Origin of the sequence: Arsukibacterium tuosuense (genome assembly GCF_900215315.1) — a bacterium.
Classification (GTDB): domain Bacteria; phylum Pseudomonadota; class Gammaproteobacteria; order Enterobacterales; family Alteromonadaceae; genus Alishewanella; species Alishewanella tuosuense.
The window spans coordinates 45,914-62,389 of record NZ_OBEB01000011.1; the positions used below are offsets into that span (position 1 = coordinate 45,914).

15 protein-coding genes are annotated in these 16,476 nt (G+C 53.1%); 8 read left to right on the forward strand and 7 right to left on the reverse strand.

The annotated features are described in order from the left end of the window. Positions 1–13: 13 nt before the first annotated feature. The 3 genes from CRO03_RS17915 to ampD are packed head-to-tail and all read right to left on the reverse strand — an operon-like array spanning position 14 to position 1,946. Positions 14–472, reverse strand: coding sequence for a thioesterase family protein (locus CRO03_RS17915; protein WP_097113048.1), 459 nt, complete (start codon positions 470–472; stop codon positions 14–16). A gap of 1 nt (position 473) precedes the next feature. Beyond that, complete coding sequence (ampE, locus tag CRO03_RS17920; RefSeq protein WP_097113049.1) at positions 474–1,364, reverse strand: regulatory signaling modulator protein AmpE; 891 nt, start codon at positions 1,362–1,364, stop codon at positions 474–476. Between the two features lie 12 nt (positions 1,365–1,376). Further along, a complete protein-coding gene (ampD, locus tag CRO03_RS17925) occupies positions 1,377–1,946 on the reverse strand; it encodes a 1,6-anhydro-N-acetylmuramyl-L-alanine amidase AmpD (protein ID WP_097113050.1) in 570 nt (189 codons plus the stop codon). Between the two features lie 68 nt (positions 1,947–2,014). Here ampD and CRO03_RS17930 point away from each other — a divergent pair, with 68 nt between their 5' ends. From CRO03_RS17930 to CRO03_RS17940, 3 genes are all read left to right on the forward strand, one after another. Further along, a complete protein-coding gene (locus CRO03_RS17930) occupies positions 2,015–2,536 on the forward strand; it encodes a retropepsin-like aspartic protease family protein (RefSeq protein ID WP_097113051.1) in 522 nt (173 codons plus the stop codon). 1 nt (position 2,537) lies between these two features. Continuing rightward, the gene (nadC, locus tag CRO03_RS17935) at positions 2,538–3,437 is read left to right on the forward strand and encodes a carboxylating nicotinate-nucleotide diphosphorylase (protein ID WP_097113052.1); all 900 of its coding nucleotides are present in this window, start codon (positions 2,538–2,540) and stop codon (positions 3,435–3,437) included. An 84-nt stretch (positions 3,438–3,521) separates the two neighbouring features. Next, complete coding sequence (locus tag CRO03_RS17940) at positions 3,522–4,196, forward strand: DUF1294 domain-containing protein (RefSeq protein WP_097113053.1); 675 nt, start codon at positions 3,522–3,524, stop codon at positions 4,194–4,196. Positions 4,197–4,215: 19 nt separating this feature from the next. On the opposite strand, the gene CRO03_RS17945 is transcribed toward CRO03_RS17940, so the two are convergent. The 3 genes from CRO03_RS17945 to CRO03_RS17955 form a co-directional block, all read right to left on the reverse strand. Further along, positions 4,216–6,804: an EAL domain-containing protein gene (locus tag CRO03_RS17945; protein ID WP_097113054.1), complete on the reverse strand. Its 2,589-nt coding sequence runs from the start codon at positions 6,802–6,804 to the stop codon at positions 4,216–4,218. 82 nt (positions 6,805–6,886) lie between these two features. Beyond that, positions 6,887–8,110: an acyltransferase family protein gene (locus tag CRO03_RS17950; protein ID WP_097113055.1), complete on the reverse strand. Its 1,224-nt coding sequence runs from the start codon at positions 8,108–8,110 to the stop codon at positions 6,887–6,889. Then, positions 8,110–10,026, reverse strand: coding sequence for a glycoside hydrolase family 3 protein (locus CRO03_RS17955; RefSeq protein WP_212682452.1), 1,917 nt, complete (start codon positions 10,024–10,026; stop codon positions 8,110–8,112). The genes CRO03_RS17950 and CRO03_RS17955 overlap by 1 nt, the downstream gene beginning before the upstream one ends. A gap of 248 nt (positions 10,027–10,274) precedes the next feature. Here CRO03_RS17955 and CRO03_RS17960 point away from each other — a divergent pair, with 248 nt between their 5' ends. The 4 genes from CRO03_RS17960 to CRO03_RS17975 are packed head-to-tail and all read left to right on the forward strand — an operon-like array spanning position 10,275 to position 14,887. Continuing rightward, positions 10,275–11,879: a sodium:solute symporter gene (locus tag CRO03_RS17960; RefSeq protein WP_245861731.1), complete on the forward strand. Its 1,605-nt coding sequence runs from the start codon at positions 10,275–10,277 to the stop codon at positions 11,877–11,879. Beyond that, positions 11,880–12,749, forward strand: coding sequence for a glucosamine kinase nucleotide-binding domain-containing protein (locus CRO03_RS17965; RefSeq protein ID WP_097113056.1), 870 nt, complete (start codon positions 11,880–11,882; stop codon positions 12,747–12,749). A gap of 33 nt (positions 12,750–12,782) precedes the next feature. Further along, entirely contained in the window at positions 12,783–13,700 is a 918-nt protein-coding gene (murQ, locus tag CRO03_RS17970; protein WP_097113057.1) for an N-acetylmuramic acid 6-phosphate etherase, read from the forward strand. Continuing rightward, a complete protein-coding gene (locus CRO03_RS17975; protein ID WP_097113058.1) occupies positions 13,700–14,887 on the forward strand; it encodes an exo-beta-N-acetylmuramidase NamZ family protein in 1,188 nt (395 codons plus the stop codon). Before murQ ends, CRO03_RS17975 begins: the two co-directional genes overlap by 1 nt. 30 nt (positions 14,888–14,917) lie before the next feature. Here the strand turns inward: CRO03_RS17975 and CRO03_RS17980 are convergent, their stop codons facing one another. Further along, a complete protein-coding gene (locus CRO03_RS17980) occupies positions 14,918–15,745 on the reverse strand; it encodes an META domain-containing protein (RefSeq protein WP_097113059.1) in 828 nt (275 codons plus the stop codon). Between the two features lie 166 nt (positions 15,746–15,911). On the opposite strand from CRO03_RS17980, the gene CRO03_RS17985 reads away from it, so the two are divergent. Continuing rightward, the gene (locus CRO03_RS17985; protein ID WP_097113060.1) at positions 15,912–16,466 is read left to right on the forward strand and encodes an NADPH-dependent FMN reductase; all 555 of its coding nucleotides are present in this window, start codon (positions 15,912–15,914) and stop codon (positions 16,464–16,466) included. Positions 16,467–16,476: the final 10 nt, after the last annotated feature.

The following is a 16,476-nucleotide window of genomic DNA, read 5'->3' on the forward strand; positions in this document are numbered from 1 at the left end:
AGAGAGTTGGCCGTCAGCCAACCAGATAAGTACCGGTACCCAGTGCAATATGCACGCCTTGCTCGTTATGCAGTTCCATCCGGCACACTGCCACTTTGTTACCAGCGCGGATAACTCTGGCGGTGGCGATAAATTCTTCACCGCGGCCTGGCCGCAGGTAGTCAGTGCGAATATCAATGGTGCTCATTTTGCCAAATCGCTGCACCAGCTCGCTTTGGTCTTTGTCGCTGAACCGGCCCAGGGCACTGGCTACTGCCATCATGCCGCCGGCAACATCCAGCACGGTGGCAATCACCCCACCATGTAAAATCTGTTGAATAGGATTGCCCACCAGCTGAGTAGCCCAGGGGAAACGAACTTCTACCTCATCATCGGCAAACCGGCTTACCTGTAACCCCAGCAAACGGTTAAACGGCATTTGATCAAAAGTTGCCGCAATATAAGGTAGTAACTGCTCTGCAGACTGTGCCATCTCAGGGTAGCCAGCCGCTTAAGGTTAACACTGCGACCAGGGCCAGAAAGAACAGCATATTGCGCTTACCCAGTTGCACCATGGCGCTGCTTTCATCCAGGGTATTAACTTGCTCTTGCTCCATTGGCTCGGCAGCAGTGGCCACTTCGGTCAGTACTTGCTCGTTGGCCGTGCTGAAATCCAGAAAGTAAGCCAGTAAAGTGTTTGACGCCCGCGAAAAATAACCGACCAAAGCAAACCCCAGGCCGAACAACCGGGTGGGTAACCACTGCGCCCAATACGTCATAAAATGGACTGCATCCGGACCTGTGGTGTCCGGCTGTAATTCGGCATAGTCTGAAGTCACTTCGTCACCTTCAGTTGTTTCAGTTGCCGCTACCGTTGCCGGCTCCTGTAACTGGCGCAGCAATGCATAGGTTATGACGCCAAAGGCACCGAGTACTAAAAACCAGAATGCGGTCGCGGCGTAGTAGCGGAAATTCAGCCAAATCAGCGTCTGGCCATAACTGTTTTGCTCGAAACTGCTGCCACTGTCCGTCCGAACTTGCTGCATTACCAGATGTGCCGCTTCGGCATCGCCACGTTCCTGCGCATTAAGATATTGTTTATACAGTTGACGATAATGCCAGCAACCAATACCCACCAGCAGCACCAGGGTATTAACAATCAGGGTTAGCAGGCGGCTATCTGCCAGACACAGCACCAGTGCCACTACAGCTCCAGGCAGCACCAGCCATAAGTACTGGCCCAGCTTATTGCGGGCTAACCCGGCCAACGGCGTTCTAAGGCTAAACCGCAAATACGCTCTGACATAACGCTGAGCCTGCCAGGCGTCGCTGCGCACCGCCAGCCGCTCGATAATTAATGCCAGCAACATACTGATTAATGTCATTCCCTGCTCTCCTTATATTGCGGCTCGAATTGCGGCCCGGTAATACGCCCAGTCAAACGCCGGTCCCGGATCGGTTTTCCGCCCGGGCGCAATATCACAATGTCCGACGATCCGCTGTGGGCTAATCTGCTTATAGCTTGCCAGCAAAAATTGGCTTAGCGCTATCAGGCTCTGATACTGCTGTTCAGTATACGGTATATTATCGCAGCCTTCTAACTCTATCCCTATCGAATAATCGTTGCAGTTGGCCCGACCAGCAAACTCACTTTTGCCAGCGTGCCAGGCACGTTTAGCAAAGGGTACATACTGAAAAATGCGGCCATCTCGCCATATCACGCAGTGCGCAGCGACTCTGACCCCTTTTAATGAGGCAAAGTCGGGGTGGGCAGTACAATCGAGCGTACCACAGAATAAGTTGTCAACATGGCTGCCCTGCTGCGGTACTTTGGCAAAGTTGCCGGCAGGCAAGCTGATATTATGGATAACCAGCAAACTTATCGGCTCACCCTGCGGTCGCTCATCGAAATGAGTGGAGGGCCGTTGCTGGATCGGTGGACACCTTGGCTGCGCAGCAGTTTTCATCGGAATTTTTGCCTTTAGCCCGCACTGTGATTAAGCTAGGGCACTATTGTCAAGGTTGAGGCCAGTGAATGCAAGCACCCGAGCAACGAACGCCTTTTGCCAAAGCTTTTAGCTGGTTAGCCTGGCTACTGCTGCTGGTAATGTTATTTCTGTTTTTTCAGGACTACCTGGCCGGCAAGCGCAACCCGAATCAGCAATTGCAAAGCATTCAGGGCAGCGGCGGCGAAATCAGCACTGTACTAATCCGCAACCGGGCCGGCCATTATATAGGTACAGCACTGCTGAACGGCCAGCCGGTTGATTTTATGCTGGACACCGGTGCCACCACGGTGGCCATTGCCCAGAGCACCGCTGAAAAACTCGGCCTGCCCCGCGGCCGGCAAATTCAGGTTGCTACCGCCAACGGTATTACCACTGCCTATCTAAGTGAAATTGCCTCGCTGCAACTGGGCGATATCGTGCTGCGAGAGGTTAGCGCCAGTGTGGTGCCCAATTTAGGCAGTACCGAGATTTTGTTAGGCATGAGCGCGTTAAACCAGTTAGAATTCCGCCAGCAAGGTAACCAACTGACCCTAATTCAGCGAAATTAATATGACAGAGCAAGCCACCGCAGCAAGCCACCACCCTCTTCTCGCGCAGGAAATCAGCCGCAGCGTGCAGGCCGCGCTGGCCGAAGATTTAGGCTTTTTACTGCTGGCCGACGGCGACATTACCGCCAGCTTAATCCCTGCCAGCCAGCAGGCCAGTGCCACTATTATCAGCCGTGAAGCCTGTGTAGTGTGTGGTACTGCGTGGGTAAATGAGGTTTTTGCTCAGCTTAATCAGCAGACACAGTCCGGCCAGGTAACGATTAACTGGCTGGTGCAGGATGGTGACAAGGTAGCCGCCGACAGCCTGTTATGCCAGCTGCAAGGCCCGGCCCAATTGCTGTTAACCGGCGAGCGCAGTGCCCTGAACTTTTTGCAGCTGCTAAGCGGCACTGCTACGGTTACTGCCAGCTATGCCAGCCTGCTGGCCACTACCTCCACCCGGCTGCTGGATACCCGTAAAACGCTGCCAGGGCTGCGCTTTGCCCAGAAATATGCGGTGCACTGTGGTGGTGGCTTGAATCACCGTTTTGGCCTGTTTGACGCCTTTCTGATTAAAGAGAACCATATTGCGGCAGCGGGCTCAATTGCAGCCGCGGTAAGCCAGGCCCGGCAAAACTTTCCGGGTAAACCGGTAGAGGTTGAAACTGAAAACCTTGCTGAAGTGCAGCAGGCTCTTAGTGCCGGGGCCGATATTATTATGCTGGATAACTTCAGCCTGGCCGATATCAGCGCAGCGGTAAGCCTGAACAATGGTCAGGCAAAACTGGAAGTATCAGGTAATATTACCGCCGGGCGACTTAGCGAACTGGCCGCGACCGGTGTCGATTTTATATCCAGCGGTGCCCTGACCAAGCATGTCCAGGCTATCGATTTGTCGATGCGGCTAAGTATTTTCAACTAAAGTATCACTAACTAGTTAAACCACTGTTCAGTTAACTTCTGGTACACTCGGGTGCTCGCAATAAGTGTACTTTGGTAACTGCCTATGCAGCTGACAGAACCGGCACAATTGACTGGGAAAGTAGTACACTGGCGCGACGATAAAGGTTTCGGTTTTGTTGTGCCGGACAGCGTTGTGCCGGATAACGACACCCAGCAATTGTTTTTCCATATTCGTGATTTCACTGACAGTAAAATCCGCCCGGCGGAAGGCTGTCGGCTGCAATTCAGTCTGGGCAAAGATAAGCAGGGCCGGCCAATTGCCTGCCAACTTAAGGTTGTCGACGCCCCCGCCAAGGCGACTGTGCTGACTGATCCTAAGCTGATTGACCTTGATTACACCCAGGATGTTGCCTTGTATTTTCGCTGTGCCTTTCTGGTACTGGTGGTGATTGCCCTGCTGTTTGGTACCCTGCCCTACGTGCTGCCTATTTTGTATATTGAAGCCAGTTTATTTACCTACTGGCTGTATCGGGCCGACAAAGCCGCAGCGATAGCCCGCCAGCGCCAGCGCCTGCCTGAGCAGAGTTTGCAGTTATTCAGCTTAATTGGTGGCTGGCCCGGCGCCTTGCTGGCCCAGAAAAAACTGTCTCACAAAAAGCGCAAATTTTTGTTTCAGCGGGAGTTTCTGTTGGTCATCATTGGTAACGGTATTCTGCTGCTGTGGTTATTGTCGCAACATGGCCAGTTGTTTCTGGGCCGGTTGGCACTCTGGTCCTAGCAACTCAAGCCGCAGCGAGTTATAAGCCCGGTGTCTGATGCCGGGTACTTAACTCAGCAACCGGCGCCGGCCGCCCCAGCAAATAGCCCTGAAATTGCTGACAACCTAAGTTACGCAATGCCAGATATTGTTCTACTGTCTCGACACCTTCAGCGATAACAGCTAACTCCAGGCTGTTACCCAGCGCCAGAATGGTCCGGATAATGGCTTCATCGCTGGGGTCGTCCAGTAAATCACGGACAAAGCTACCGTCTATTTTTAGCTGGTTAAGCGGCAGACGCTTTAAATAACTGAGCGAAGAATAACCGGTACCAAAATCGTCCAGCGAAAACCGTACACCCAACTCGCCAAGCTGCTGCATTTTTACAATAACGGCTTCAATATCTTCCAGCAACTGGGTTTCGGTCAGCTCCAGTACTAAATTTGCCGGATTTGCACCAGTTTGCTGCAGCGTATTGCGCACCAGCTCTACAAATTTAGGGTCATGCAGCTGGCGGACACTTAAGTTAACCGCCAGATGCCAGTCTGCTTTTAGGGTGTCATGCTGCCAGTCGGCCAGTTGCTGACAACTTTGTTGCAACACCCAGGCTCCTATTGGCAGAATTAAGCCGCTGTCCTCGGCCAGTGGAATAAATTCGGCGGGTGAAACCGGGCCCAGCTCCGCATCAAACCAACGCAGTAACACTTCAGCGCCCAGCACCTGGCCATCACGATGATACTGTGGCTGAAAATGCAAACTAAACTGCTGCTGACTTAACGCATGGCGTAAACCAGTATGCAGTGCCGAACGCGCCAGCACCTTGGCTTGTAACTTACTGTCATAAAAACAGTAGCGGTTACGGCCGCGGTTTTTAGCATCGTACATGGCTAAATCAGCCCGCTGCAGCAGTTCATCAATATTATCGGCGTCGCTGAACATGGCAATCCCAATGCTGGCACTAATGGTATAGGTGCGCTCCGCCAGTTGAAACGGCTGACTCAGAATATCCATCAGCTTCATGGCCAGTAACTCTACCCGCTGCCCGGCTAAATCGGGTCGTGGCTGCAATTCGGCTAACAGCACCACAAATTCATCGCCGCCAAAGCGGGCCAGCGTATCGCTTTTACGCAGTTGATTGCCGAGCCTGCTGGCTACCTGACTCAGCAATTCATCCCCCACGGCGTGGCCCAGGGTGTCGTTCAGGTCTTTAAAATGGTCCAGATCAATAAACAGTACCGCGCCCTGGCAGGGAATACGGCCGGCCAGACTCCAGGCCTGCTCTAACCGCTCCAGCAGTAAACGGCGGTTCGGTAGTGATGTCAGTGAGTCGTAAAAGGCCAACTGATGAATCGCGGCCTGGTTCTGCTTGTGCTCGGTCACATCAGTTGAAATACCACATAACGCATATATTTCACCGTTGGCATGGCGCAGTGGCAATTTCACCGACAAATAGACGTGCTCCTGGCTGCCATCAGCAGTGGTATTTATCTCCTCTTCAACAATTCGCTCGCCAGCAATCAGTACCCGCTGGTCGTTTACTTGTAACTGACTGACCGTTTTGGCATCAAAAAACAGGCTGTCGGTATGGCCAACAATGTGTTCTGGCGCCCGGCCAAACAGCTCAGCTACCTTGTGATTGACATACTGATAGCGAAGGCGTGTATCTTTAATGTAAATATGGGCATCGACACTGTTCAGAATGGTTGTCAGGCGGTCCTGGCTCAGTTGCAGCTGGCTGAGCTGCCGCTTGCTGCGCCTGTGGTACCAAAGCAATGCCATTGCACTAAGCAACAACAACACGCTACTGAACACTGACCAGATCAACAGCAATGAGACACTGGTTTTATCTATAAAACCAGGCTCACTCCAGCGGCTGACCGTCTGAAAATAATAAGACTGCGGGTCAGCCTGCCATTGCTGCAGATACTGGTCAATCGTGGCTAATATCTGCTGATTCCGGCCATGCGCTGTAGCATAAAACAGTTCAACCGGGTCAAAACGCAGTGGACTGGCCTGCAGCTGAAACTGTGCCGCTCGGTGATCGCCAAATAAATGATTTGCCACGGCAATATCAGCCCGCCCGGCGGCCACCAGATTAAAAGCGGCCTGCAGCGATTTTACCCTCTCCAGCTTAATATCCAGTTGCTGCTGTTGCCGGTAATTCTGCAGAAAAAAATCTTGCGAACTGTTCAGTAATACCGCAACCCGCTGACCCGCCAGCTCAGATAACTGGGTGATTTTATGCTCTGGCAGGCTGTAAAATCTTGACCAGCTGTATAAGGCCGGGGTTTGATGGAAACTCATTTCCAGCGCCCGCTCCGGACTGAACGCGACGTCAGGCAGGATATCGATATCGCCGCTTTTCAGTAGCTCCAGACAATATGACCAGTCACAACTCACCGGTTTTAATTGCCAGTTTTGCTGCTGTGCAATGTGTTTCAGCAAGTCACCAAAAATACCTGTTGGCATGCCATCGGCACTTACCGCTATTTTCGGCGGATTCTGGTAAATACCTACTACCAGCGGCTGGCTTGCTGGCGAAGTTGTCTCGCTAGCTAAGGTTGGAGCGAAAATAAACCCTTTGGCAGTTAAAAAAAGCAATGCCAGCAACAGAGCAATACGGCACATAAACAGGTCACTTAGTTGTTATTCTGTTATTGAGCTTACTGCAGGCAGCTCAAATTGCAAATGTCGCCGGCAGGCTCAACGGCTATACTTTGAAAATGTATCCCTTACGGTAACACCAGTGCATCAGCAGATACGACAGCCCCAGAAAAACCAGCGCAAATGCCAGTGAGCCATTAAGGTTACCGAACAGGGGTTGAAATAACCGGTTAAATAACCAGCCTTTCAGCAGCCCGTCCCCGACCGGGATCATCACCAATGCCCGCGCCATAATGCCGGCCAGCATAAAGAACAAAATAGCATTGGCGCCAAATACCACAAAAGGCGCACTCCAGCGCCGCCAGCGTTTAATATCACACAACCAGATACACGCCGCTAAGGCGATGGCACAGTAGCCAGTGCTGAGCAGCACAAAACTCGGGGTCCACAGGCTTTTATTAATTGGCAGACTGAAATGCCATAACTCGGCCAGCCACACGGCTATGACGCCTGCCAGTAGCAGGCCGCGAATTTTATGGGCCAGGCTACGCTCGGTTTGTAACCACTGGGCCAGCAGCACGCCACTTAAACAACTGGCAATAGCGGGCAGTGTCGACCAGATCCCTTCAGGGTCAAAGGCAAAGGGCGTGGCCGTGCGGTAATAAAGGTGGTTAACACCCAGCAGTGTATGGTCAAGCCAGGCCGCGAAACTATTGCCAAATAACAGCAAACCACTAAAGGTATTGCCCTGGCTGTCCTGATACGGCAGGTACAGCATGCCCAACAGGTACACCAGACACAGCCCTGTTAGCCAGGCTATCCGGCCGCGGCTACCACAGTACAGCACTATCAGCACCGTCGCGAAATACACCAGACCAATCCGCTGTAATACACCCAGCCAGCGCAGCGTTAGCAGTTTTTGTTCAAGGTAACTGTAAGCCGGATCGGCGAAATTATAATAAAACAACGCCAGAAACAGTCCCAGGCCAAACAGCTTTGCACTGCGCACTGCCGCATGGCGTATTACCTGCCAGTTAGCCTGACTTTTTTGGCCCTGACTATGTTGACCCTGGCTGCTTTGCCGCTGCAGGCTGAATTGCAGCGATATGCCGACAATAACTATAAAAAAAGGAAAAATAAGATCAGTAAGCGTCCAGCCATGCCACTCGGCATGGCGCAGCGGGCCATAGACATGGCTCCAGCTACCGGGGTTATTAACCAGAATCATTGCGGTAATGGTTAAACCTCGCAGCGCATCCAGCGCCAGCAAACGTTGCGCTGGCAAACTTGCCAGAATGGCGTCGCAATGGCCTTTCACCGATGCCAGCATCAGCGCGTCTTAGCCGGGTTATTCGATGCAACCGGTGCTGTCTGCTCAGGCAGAACCGGTTTTATCGTCACCGGTAAGCTACCGGCAGGCGCGGCCTGGCCAAGTAACACCCGGGCCAGCGCGGTATAGGTTGCACCAGGGTCGCCGGCAGCAATGGCGCTATCTTCGCTGTTATAAGCGTAGCTGGCCAGAGAGAGATCGGCGTACTGGCCGTAAACAGCCGCATCATAGGGTGCACGCAGGCTGATAAATACATGAGGAGCCTGTAACTGCTCAACCTGGCGCAGCAGGCTCAGAAAATCCTGCTGCTGACGCTGATAGCGGGCAGCCAGCGGACCGAGGGCACTGACATCGTCCATGCCGCCAATTTCAGCCAGCGATGGCATTGGCGTAATAAAACCACTGATCACCACATCGGCCTGCGCCAACAGCAGGCCAGCGTCGCTCAAATCATCCTGTAATAAACTGAGGCTTTGTATCTGCAGTGGTTGCGGACTTTGCTGCTGCAAGGCCAGGCTCAGCGCTGCCGCTTTATTGCTGTCAGGCATGATCAGTACAATCTGCTTATCTTTCAGCAGCGGCAGCGAGGTGTTTTTGGCATCATCAGCAGTTGGGATCCGGGTAATGGCCGCCTGAGCCAGCGCCAGCTCAACCTGACGATGTGCCGGACTGCCCAGCAGTTTTTCTGCTGCTGCCAGCTGCGTAGCAGCGTTGCCTTCTGGTAACAGCGGATACTGTTGCTTCAGGCTAATGATTCGCTGATAAGACGCCCGCAATTCGGTGCTGTCCAACTGATCATTAGCTACTGCTTGCTCGAGGGCGTTTAACAGTGCCGCTAAATCTGCCAGCTCGGCCGGGCTTTGCAATTTTACCGGCATCAGCGCAATATCAGCACCGGCAGCAAAAGTGGCAATTACCGCGTCGTGCGGGCTGAAAAAATGACTGATACCGGCCATATCCAGCGCATCGGTGACTATCAGACCATTGTAGCCCAGTTGCTGGCGCAGTAAATCATGCAGGATCGCCCGCGACAAAGTAGCCGGCTTGATCATTTGCTGGCCGTCTTTGGCGGTAAAAGTGCTGCTGTCCAGCGCCGGATACTGAATGTGCGCGGTCATTATCATGCCGGGCTGTTGCTTATTAATAATTTCAGCAAACGGCAATAAATCGATCTGATCAATCTGCTGCCGGCTATGCTCTACCCGCGGTAACCCCAGATGACTGTCGACGTGGGTATCACCATGGCCCGGAAAGTGTTTCAGCGCGGCAATCACGCCACGCTGTTGCATGGCGGCTGTCATGGCCCCCCCCAACTCTGCCACCACCAGTGGGTTTTCAGCAAAGGCCCGGACATTGATTACCGGGTTATCCGGATTAACATTAACATCTACCGTCGGCGCAAAATTCACATTGATCCCCAGCGCCAGCAGCTCGTCGGCCAGAATGGTTCCAGCCTGTTCGGCAAAATAGTTGCCATGTTGCGGGTAAGTGGCACCAATTGCCATATTGCCACTAAACGACGTAGCCAGCTGCCGGGGTAAACGGGCGACCCGGCCGCCTTCCTGATCAATACTGATAAATAGTGGCTGTTTTAAATCAGAACGGGTGGCGGCCTGCTGCAATTGCCGGTTTAGCGTAATAATCTGCTGACTGTCCTGCAAATTTTCCGCAAATAAAATTACCCCGCCAATATCATACTGACTGATCAGCTGCGCCAGCTCAGGTGGCAGACTGGTCAGGGGTGTGCGGCACTTACCCGCTGGCGTCGCATCCTGACAGTAATAGCGCAGATCGAGCATCAGCTTCTGGCCGAGCATCTGCCGGATACTGGGTTCTGAGCGGGGTTCTGAACGGGGTTCCGGGCCAGTGGCTTCCGGGTGAGTGCGCTCTGTGCCTGGCTGCGGCTGATTACTCATTGCCGGCCCGCTTGACAAAAAAACCGATAACATAAAACACCCCGATAACAGCCTATACCAACAATTTTTCTGATCCAACACACTGTCTACTCCGCTTATGTTAAGGTAACGCTTGTTAACGTATCGATTGCTAAAGTATCGTTTGATAAATAGATACTTGCAGTAAAACAAAAAAAACGCACGCCCGCCAGTAGCGGCGCTCTGCTAAAGAAAAATTAACGGTAAAACCTCGCTTCGGGAACGCTGCCATGCAACTGACGTTTTTAGACTGGACGGTATTTTTTGGTTATTTCCTGCTGCTGGCAACACTGGCTGTCTGGGTAAACCGGCGCCAGGCCAACAACAGCAGCGATTATTTTCTCGGTGGTAACTCCATGCCGCCCTTTCTGGTGGCGATATCAGTCCTGGCGACCTCACAATCTGCAGCCACCTTCCTCGGCGGCCCTGACATGGGCTTTCGCGGCAATTTAACCTATCTGGCCACCAATATTGGCGCTATTATTGCCACTTTACTGGTAATAAAATGGCTGCTACCCCGTTATTACCAGCTGAAAGTCACCACAGTGTACGAACTGCTGGAGAGCCGCTTTAATGCGACAGCCAAAAACCACGCCGGTAAAATGTATTTATTTGGCCGGGTTTTTGCCAGTGGTGCCCGTTTATATATGGCTGCGCTGGCCGTTGCCATGCTGTTGTTTAACAATATTGAAGCCAGCAGTGTGGTAAGCGCTATCGCCCTGCTGGCCATTATTGGGCTGGCCTGTACCATGGCCGGCGGCATTCGCTCGGTTATTTATACCGACGCCATGCAATGTGCAGTTTACGTCACTGCCGCGTTGGTGGTGCTGGGCTATTTGTACAGCAGCCTGCAGCTGGACCTGGCCAGTTTGTATGGCGTATTAAGTGAACCCCTGGCCGACGGCACCTCTAAATTACTGCTGTTTGATTTCAGAGCCGACTTCAGCAGCAGTGGCGTGTTTACTATCTGGTCGGCACTGACTGGCTTCGTGCTGCTGAACATTGCGGCGTTCGGCCTTGATCAGGACATGACCCAACGGGTATTAACCTGTAAAACTGCCGCCGGCGGCGCTAAAGCACTGTTATCGTCAGCATTGCTGGTTATCCCGGTGATGTTGGTGTTTATCGTCATTGGCCTGTTGCTGTATATCTATTACCAGCGGCCCGACGTATTCAGTAATGACGCCAGCTACAGTGGCAGCTTTGGCGGTGAACAAATTACCGTCTTTATGTATTATGTGCTAAATGAAATGCCATCCGGACTGCGTGGTCTGGTGGTGGTGGGTGTGATTGCCGCTGCCTTATCAACCATTACTTCCGGTTTAAACTCGATGGCGTCGGTGCTGGTTGCTGATATGTATCAACCCTGGCGCCAGCGCCGCAACGCGGCGACCAGTGACCGGCATTATGTCAGAGCAGGCCAGTGGGCCATGTTACTAACCGCTGTAACGTTATCAGCGATGGCCGTGCTGTGTTTTTACTGGCAGCAGTATTCTGATATGCCGCTGCTGGCGTTTGCCCTGAGTGTAATGGTGTTTTCGTACAGTGGTTTGCTGGGCGTGTTTTTTACTGCGCTATTCAGCAAAAGAGGCAACAGCACCAGCGTGACAGCGGCACTGCTGGCCGGTTTTACTGTCACCCTGTTAATGCAGCCGTACCTGTTGCAATTTATCAGCCCAACCCTGGCAAGCTGGGATCTGGGCTTTACCTGGCAATTATGTCTGGGCACCCTGGTTGCCGGCATAGTTTGCCTGGCAGGAAAGCCGCGGCCCCCTGCACCCATAACAGCACCCTTGCCGGCAGCCATAGCGGCAACAAGCACTGCGGAGAATTAAATGTATTTACTGGCTGTTGATGGCGGAGGCAGTAAAACCGTGGCCAGACTACAACATGTGGTTAGTGGCAGGCAATGGCAGGCAGCAGGTGGTCCAGCCCAGCTGTCTAATAATCTGGATCTGGCCATCAGCAATGTGCGCCAACTCAGTTTACAACTATGCCAGCAAGCCGATATTGGCCTTAATGAAGTAATGGCTTGTATTGGTCTGGCTGGCGCCGGTAACCCGCAGTTGTACAGCGCTTTTTGTCAGCAACTGCAGCTTAATTTTGCCGCCTGGCAGCTTACCACCGATGCCCGGACCTCACTATACGGCGCTAATAATGGCCAGCCAGTGGTCATGGTGGCGTTAGGAACCGGCTCGGTTGCTATGCGTTTGTCTGCTGATGGCAGCGAGCAGCAAGTGGGTGGCTGGGGCTTTAATATTGGTGATGAAGGCGGCGGTGCCTGGCTGGGTAAACTGGCGGTGCGCCAGTTACTATGGCAACTGGACAGCGACGATGGCCTGACCAGCCCACTGACTCAGGCGCTGGCCCGGCATTGCGGCGACAATATCAGTACGGTGCTGCCGTGGTTAAAGCAGGCCAGTGCTACTGACTTTGCGGCACTGGCACCACTGGTATTCAGCCATAGCAGTTGCCCTCTGGCGCAGCAGCTGCTGCGTCAGCAAGCGGCAGCCATTGCAGAACTTATTCACTGTTGCCGCGGTCAGCGTGACTTACCAGTGGTATTGCTTGGCGGCCTGGCAGCCAACAGCCAGTCAAAGCTTAGCGACGATATCTGTAAGTTGTTGCAAGCTGCCCGGGGAGATGCCCTGGACGGTGGCCTGATCCTGGCTGCAAAGCAGCTGGCACAAATTAACGATGCGTAAACTATAACCCTGAATTTATTGAGTGAGTGTCTGATGAGTCAAACAGAATTGCTGCAACAGTTGGCCACGATGAGCACCGAGGCACGTAATCCTGCCTCTGCCAACCTGGATAAACTGAATAGTCTGGCGATTGTCAGTCTGATTAATCAGGCCGATCATGCTGTTGCCCCGGCGCTAATCCCATGTTTACCTCAGGTAGCCAAAGCCGTCGATGCGATTGTCGAGGCATTTGCCCGCGGCGGCCGCCTGATTTACCTGGGTGCAGGCACCAGTGGCCGGCTGGGTATTTTAGATGCCGCCGAATGCCCACCCACCTTCAGTGTGCCGGCCAATCAGGTGGTTGCGCTGATTGCCGGCGGCACGACAGCTATTCAGCAGGCAGTAGAAGGTGCTGAAGACAGCCCGGAGCTTGCAGTGGCAGAACTGACCGCCATTAACTTCAGTCAGAACGATGTGCTGGTCGGTATTGCCGCCAGTGGCCGCACACCTTATGTTCTGGGTGCGCTGGCCTATGGCCGCAAGCTGGGCGTGACCACCGTCGCCATTAGTTGTAATGCCAGCGGGCCAATCCTGGCCGCCGCTGATATTGCTATTTGCGCCGAAGTCGGCCCGGAAGTGCTGACCGGCTCAACCCGGATGAAAGCCGGCACCGCCCAGAAAATGTTATTAAATATGCTAAGCACCGCGGCCATGGTGCGCAGTGGCAAGGTTTATCAGAACCTGATGGTCGACTTACACGCCAGCAACCAGAAACTGGAAGCACGGGCGGTCCGGATTGTCATGCAGGCAACCGACTGCGACAGCGTTACCGCCAATGCAGCATTACAGCAGGCGGGCATGAGCGCGAAGCTGGCCATTTTACTGGTGCTGACCGGCCAGGATCTGGCAAGCTGCCAGCAAGCACTGGCTACCAGCAAAGGTTTTGTCAGTAAAGCGCTGGAGGCTGAATAATGCGGATAGTGCTGAGTTTAATGGCTGTGCTATTGCTGACCGGGCTGATCGGTTGCAATGAACCTCCGCCACCACAGCAGGCAGCCACCCCAGAGCACATTACCCCGGGGGCAGCGCAATTGGACGAATATCTGCCGCTGTTGCAAGGCAAAAGGGTTGGTTTACTGGTGAATCAAACCTCGCAGGTGGCCGGACAACATCTGGTTGATCTGCTGTTGGCAAACCAGGTCAATATTGTCAGTATTTTTGCCCCTGAGCATGGTTTCCGGGGCGATCATGATGCCGGCGCCAAAGTCAGCTCCGGAGTCGACAGTAAAACCGGTTTGCCGTTGTTGTCGCTTTACGGCGCTAATAAGGCGCCCAGTGCTGAGCAAATGCAGGCATTAGATATTGTTATTTTTGATATTCAGGATGTCGGCGTTCGTTACTATACTTATATCAGCTCGATGCATTATATGATGCAGGCTGCTGCCACTCATAATGTGGCGATGCTGGTGCTGGACCGGCCCAATCCGAATGGTCGTTATCTGGATGGCCCGGTACTGGATTTAGCGTTTCAGTCATTCGTTGGCATGCACCCTATCCCGCTGCTGCATGGCATGACTGTCGGTGAGCTGGCACTGATGATCAAAGGCGAGCGCTGGATAGACCAGGCAGCACAACTGGATCTCACCGTTATACCAGTAGCAAATTACCAGCGCGATATGCCCTATAGCCTGCCAGTACCACCCAGCCCGAATTTACCCAATGACCAGGCCATTGCGCTGTACCCGTCGCTGGGCTTTTTTGAAGCGACGCCGTTAAGCGTTGGCCGCGGCACGCCCTATCCTTTTCAGGTACTGGGTTATGATAAATTCAGTGTAGGTGATTTCACATTTACCCCGGTAGCAACGCCGGGCGCAGCCCTTAATCCGCCTTTAAAAGATATCCCGAGCCAGGGCCAGGACTTACGCCAGATAAATGCCGGAGGTTTAGATTTAAGCTACTTAATAACCTGGCAGCAGCTGTTTAGCGAACATAACACGACGTTTTTTAATGCCCCGGCATTTATGGACAAACTGGCTGGCACGTCAACCTTGCGCCAGCAAATTGAGCAAGGTTTAACCGAGCAGCAAATCCGGGCCAGCTGGCAGAGCGAACTACAGACTTTTGCCGGACAGCGCCAGCCGTACCTGTTATACCGATAAAAAACACCTTACCGGTATGCGGTTGACCCATTACTCGTCAGCATTTTCCGGCAACCGGGTAAACCGGGCTAACGGTGCCATTCTGGCCCGGTTCAGGCTCAGTTCGTCACCGGCAATGCTGATGTTATCGACTTTACTTAACACATCCAGCAACTGCGGCTCTATCGTCTCCTGCAAGCAGGCCATGCGTGTAGTGGCCAGCGGCGTAAAGCTCAGCTTCGGCCCCTGCAACTGATAACCACCGGTCAAGCGGTTACACCCGGTATAACCACTGACCCGGCCAGCATTATCAAATTGCAAAAACACCTTGTTGTCTGCATCAACCGCTTTTTGCAGCAGTTCTGTCAGTTGCCACTTACCGGCAATATTTAAACCGTTGTCGGCACTCTGCGCTGCAGTGTCCTGTTGTTTATCAAGCCAGTATTGTGCTGCCAGCTCACCACTAATCCGCTCGCCCTGCGGGTTAAGCATTAGCAAGCGGTTTTCGCCTACCAGAAACTGACTGCCTGCGGCATCATCCAGTTGGATTTGCCGGCCATCGCTGCTCCAGCGAAATTCGCCCTCTGTCTGCTCTGGCTCATCGGCCCGCTCCTGATAGTAGCGCGTCAGCTGGTAACCTTGGTTGGCATCCAGTTGCAGGGTCATTTTAATCCCGGGGCAATCGGCACAAGGAATTACGCCCTGATAGCTGCCGGGCCAGTCCAGCGCATTCTGGCTGGTATCAGCCGGGGTGGGTGACTGCTGTTGCACCGGCTCATTTGTCGGGCTGGTTGCTTCGGGCTGGCACCCTGTCAGCATTCCTAAACTTAATACTGAACAAAACACTGTGCTGCCAAACAGGCTGAATGAATAACGCATAATGGGGTCCCTGAAGTAAATTAGTATTGGCCAAAGCAGGTTAAAGTATAACGGCTATTGTCACCCTGCCAACTTTACCGGCGCTGAACTTAAGCACGAAATCCGGCGCAAATGTACTACACTGAAAACCGGCCTGAATTAAAACCTCAGTAAAAAAGGAGTTCGAATGAGTATTAATGTTTTGGCAATTTGTGGCAGCCTGCGGGCAAAATCAACCAACCGCGGGCTGGTGCGTTACGCCATGGCCAACAGCCCTGATGGCATGAAAATACATCTGGCAGATTTAATGGAGGTGCCGTTTTACAATGCAGATCTGGGTGCCAAACCGCCGGCAGTGGCAACGCTGTTGCAACAACTGGCTGAGGCAGATGCCATACTGTTCGCGTGCCCGGAGTATAACTATTCACTGGCACCCGCTCTGAAAAACGTGCTGGACTGGGCCTCACGTGAGCCCGACAATCACTTATTGAGCGGTAAACCAGTGGCTATTATGGGTTCAGCCGCCGGTATGGGTTCCAGCCGGGCCCAGTACCACTTGCGCCAGGTCTGTGTTTATCTTAATTTACACCCACTGAATCAGCCCGAGGTATTTGCCAATGCCTTTAGCGGCGCTTTTGATAATGACGGCGACTTAACCGATGAAAAAATTCAGGCCAACGTCCGCAAATTACTGGCCGCGCTGCTGGCCTGGCAGCAGCGGCTTAGTGCTGGTAAAGGTTAAAAGTGCTAAT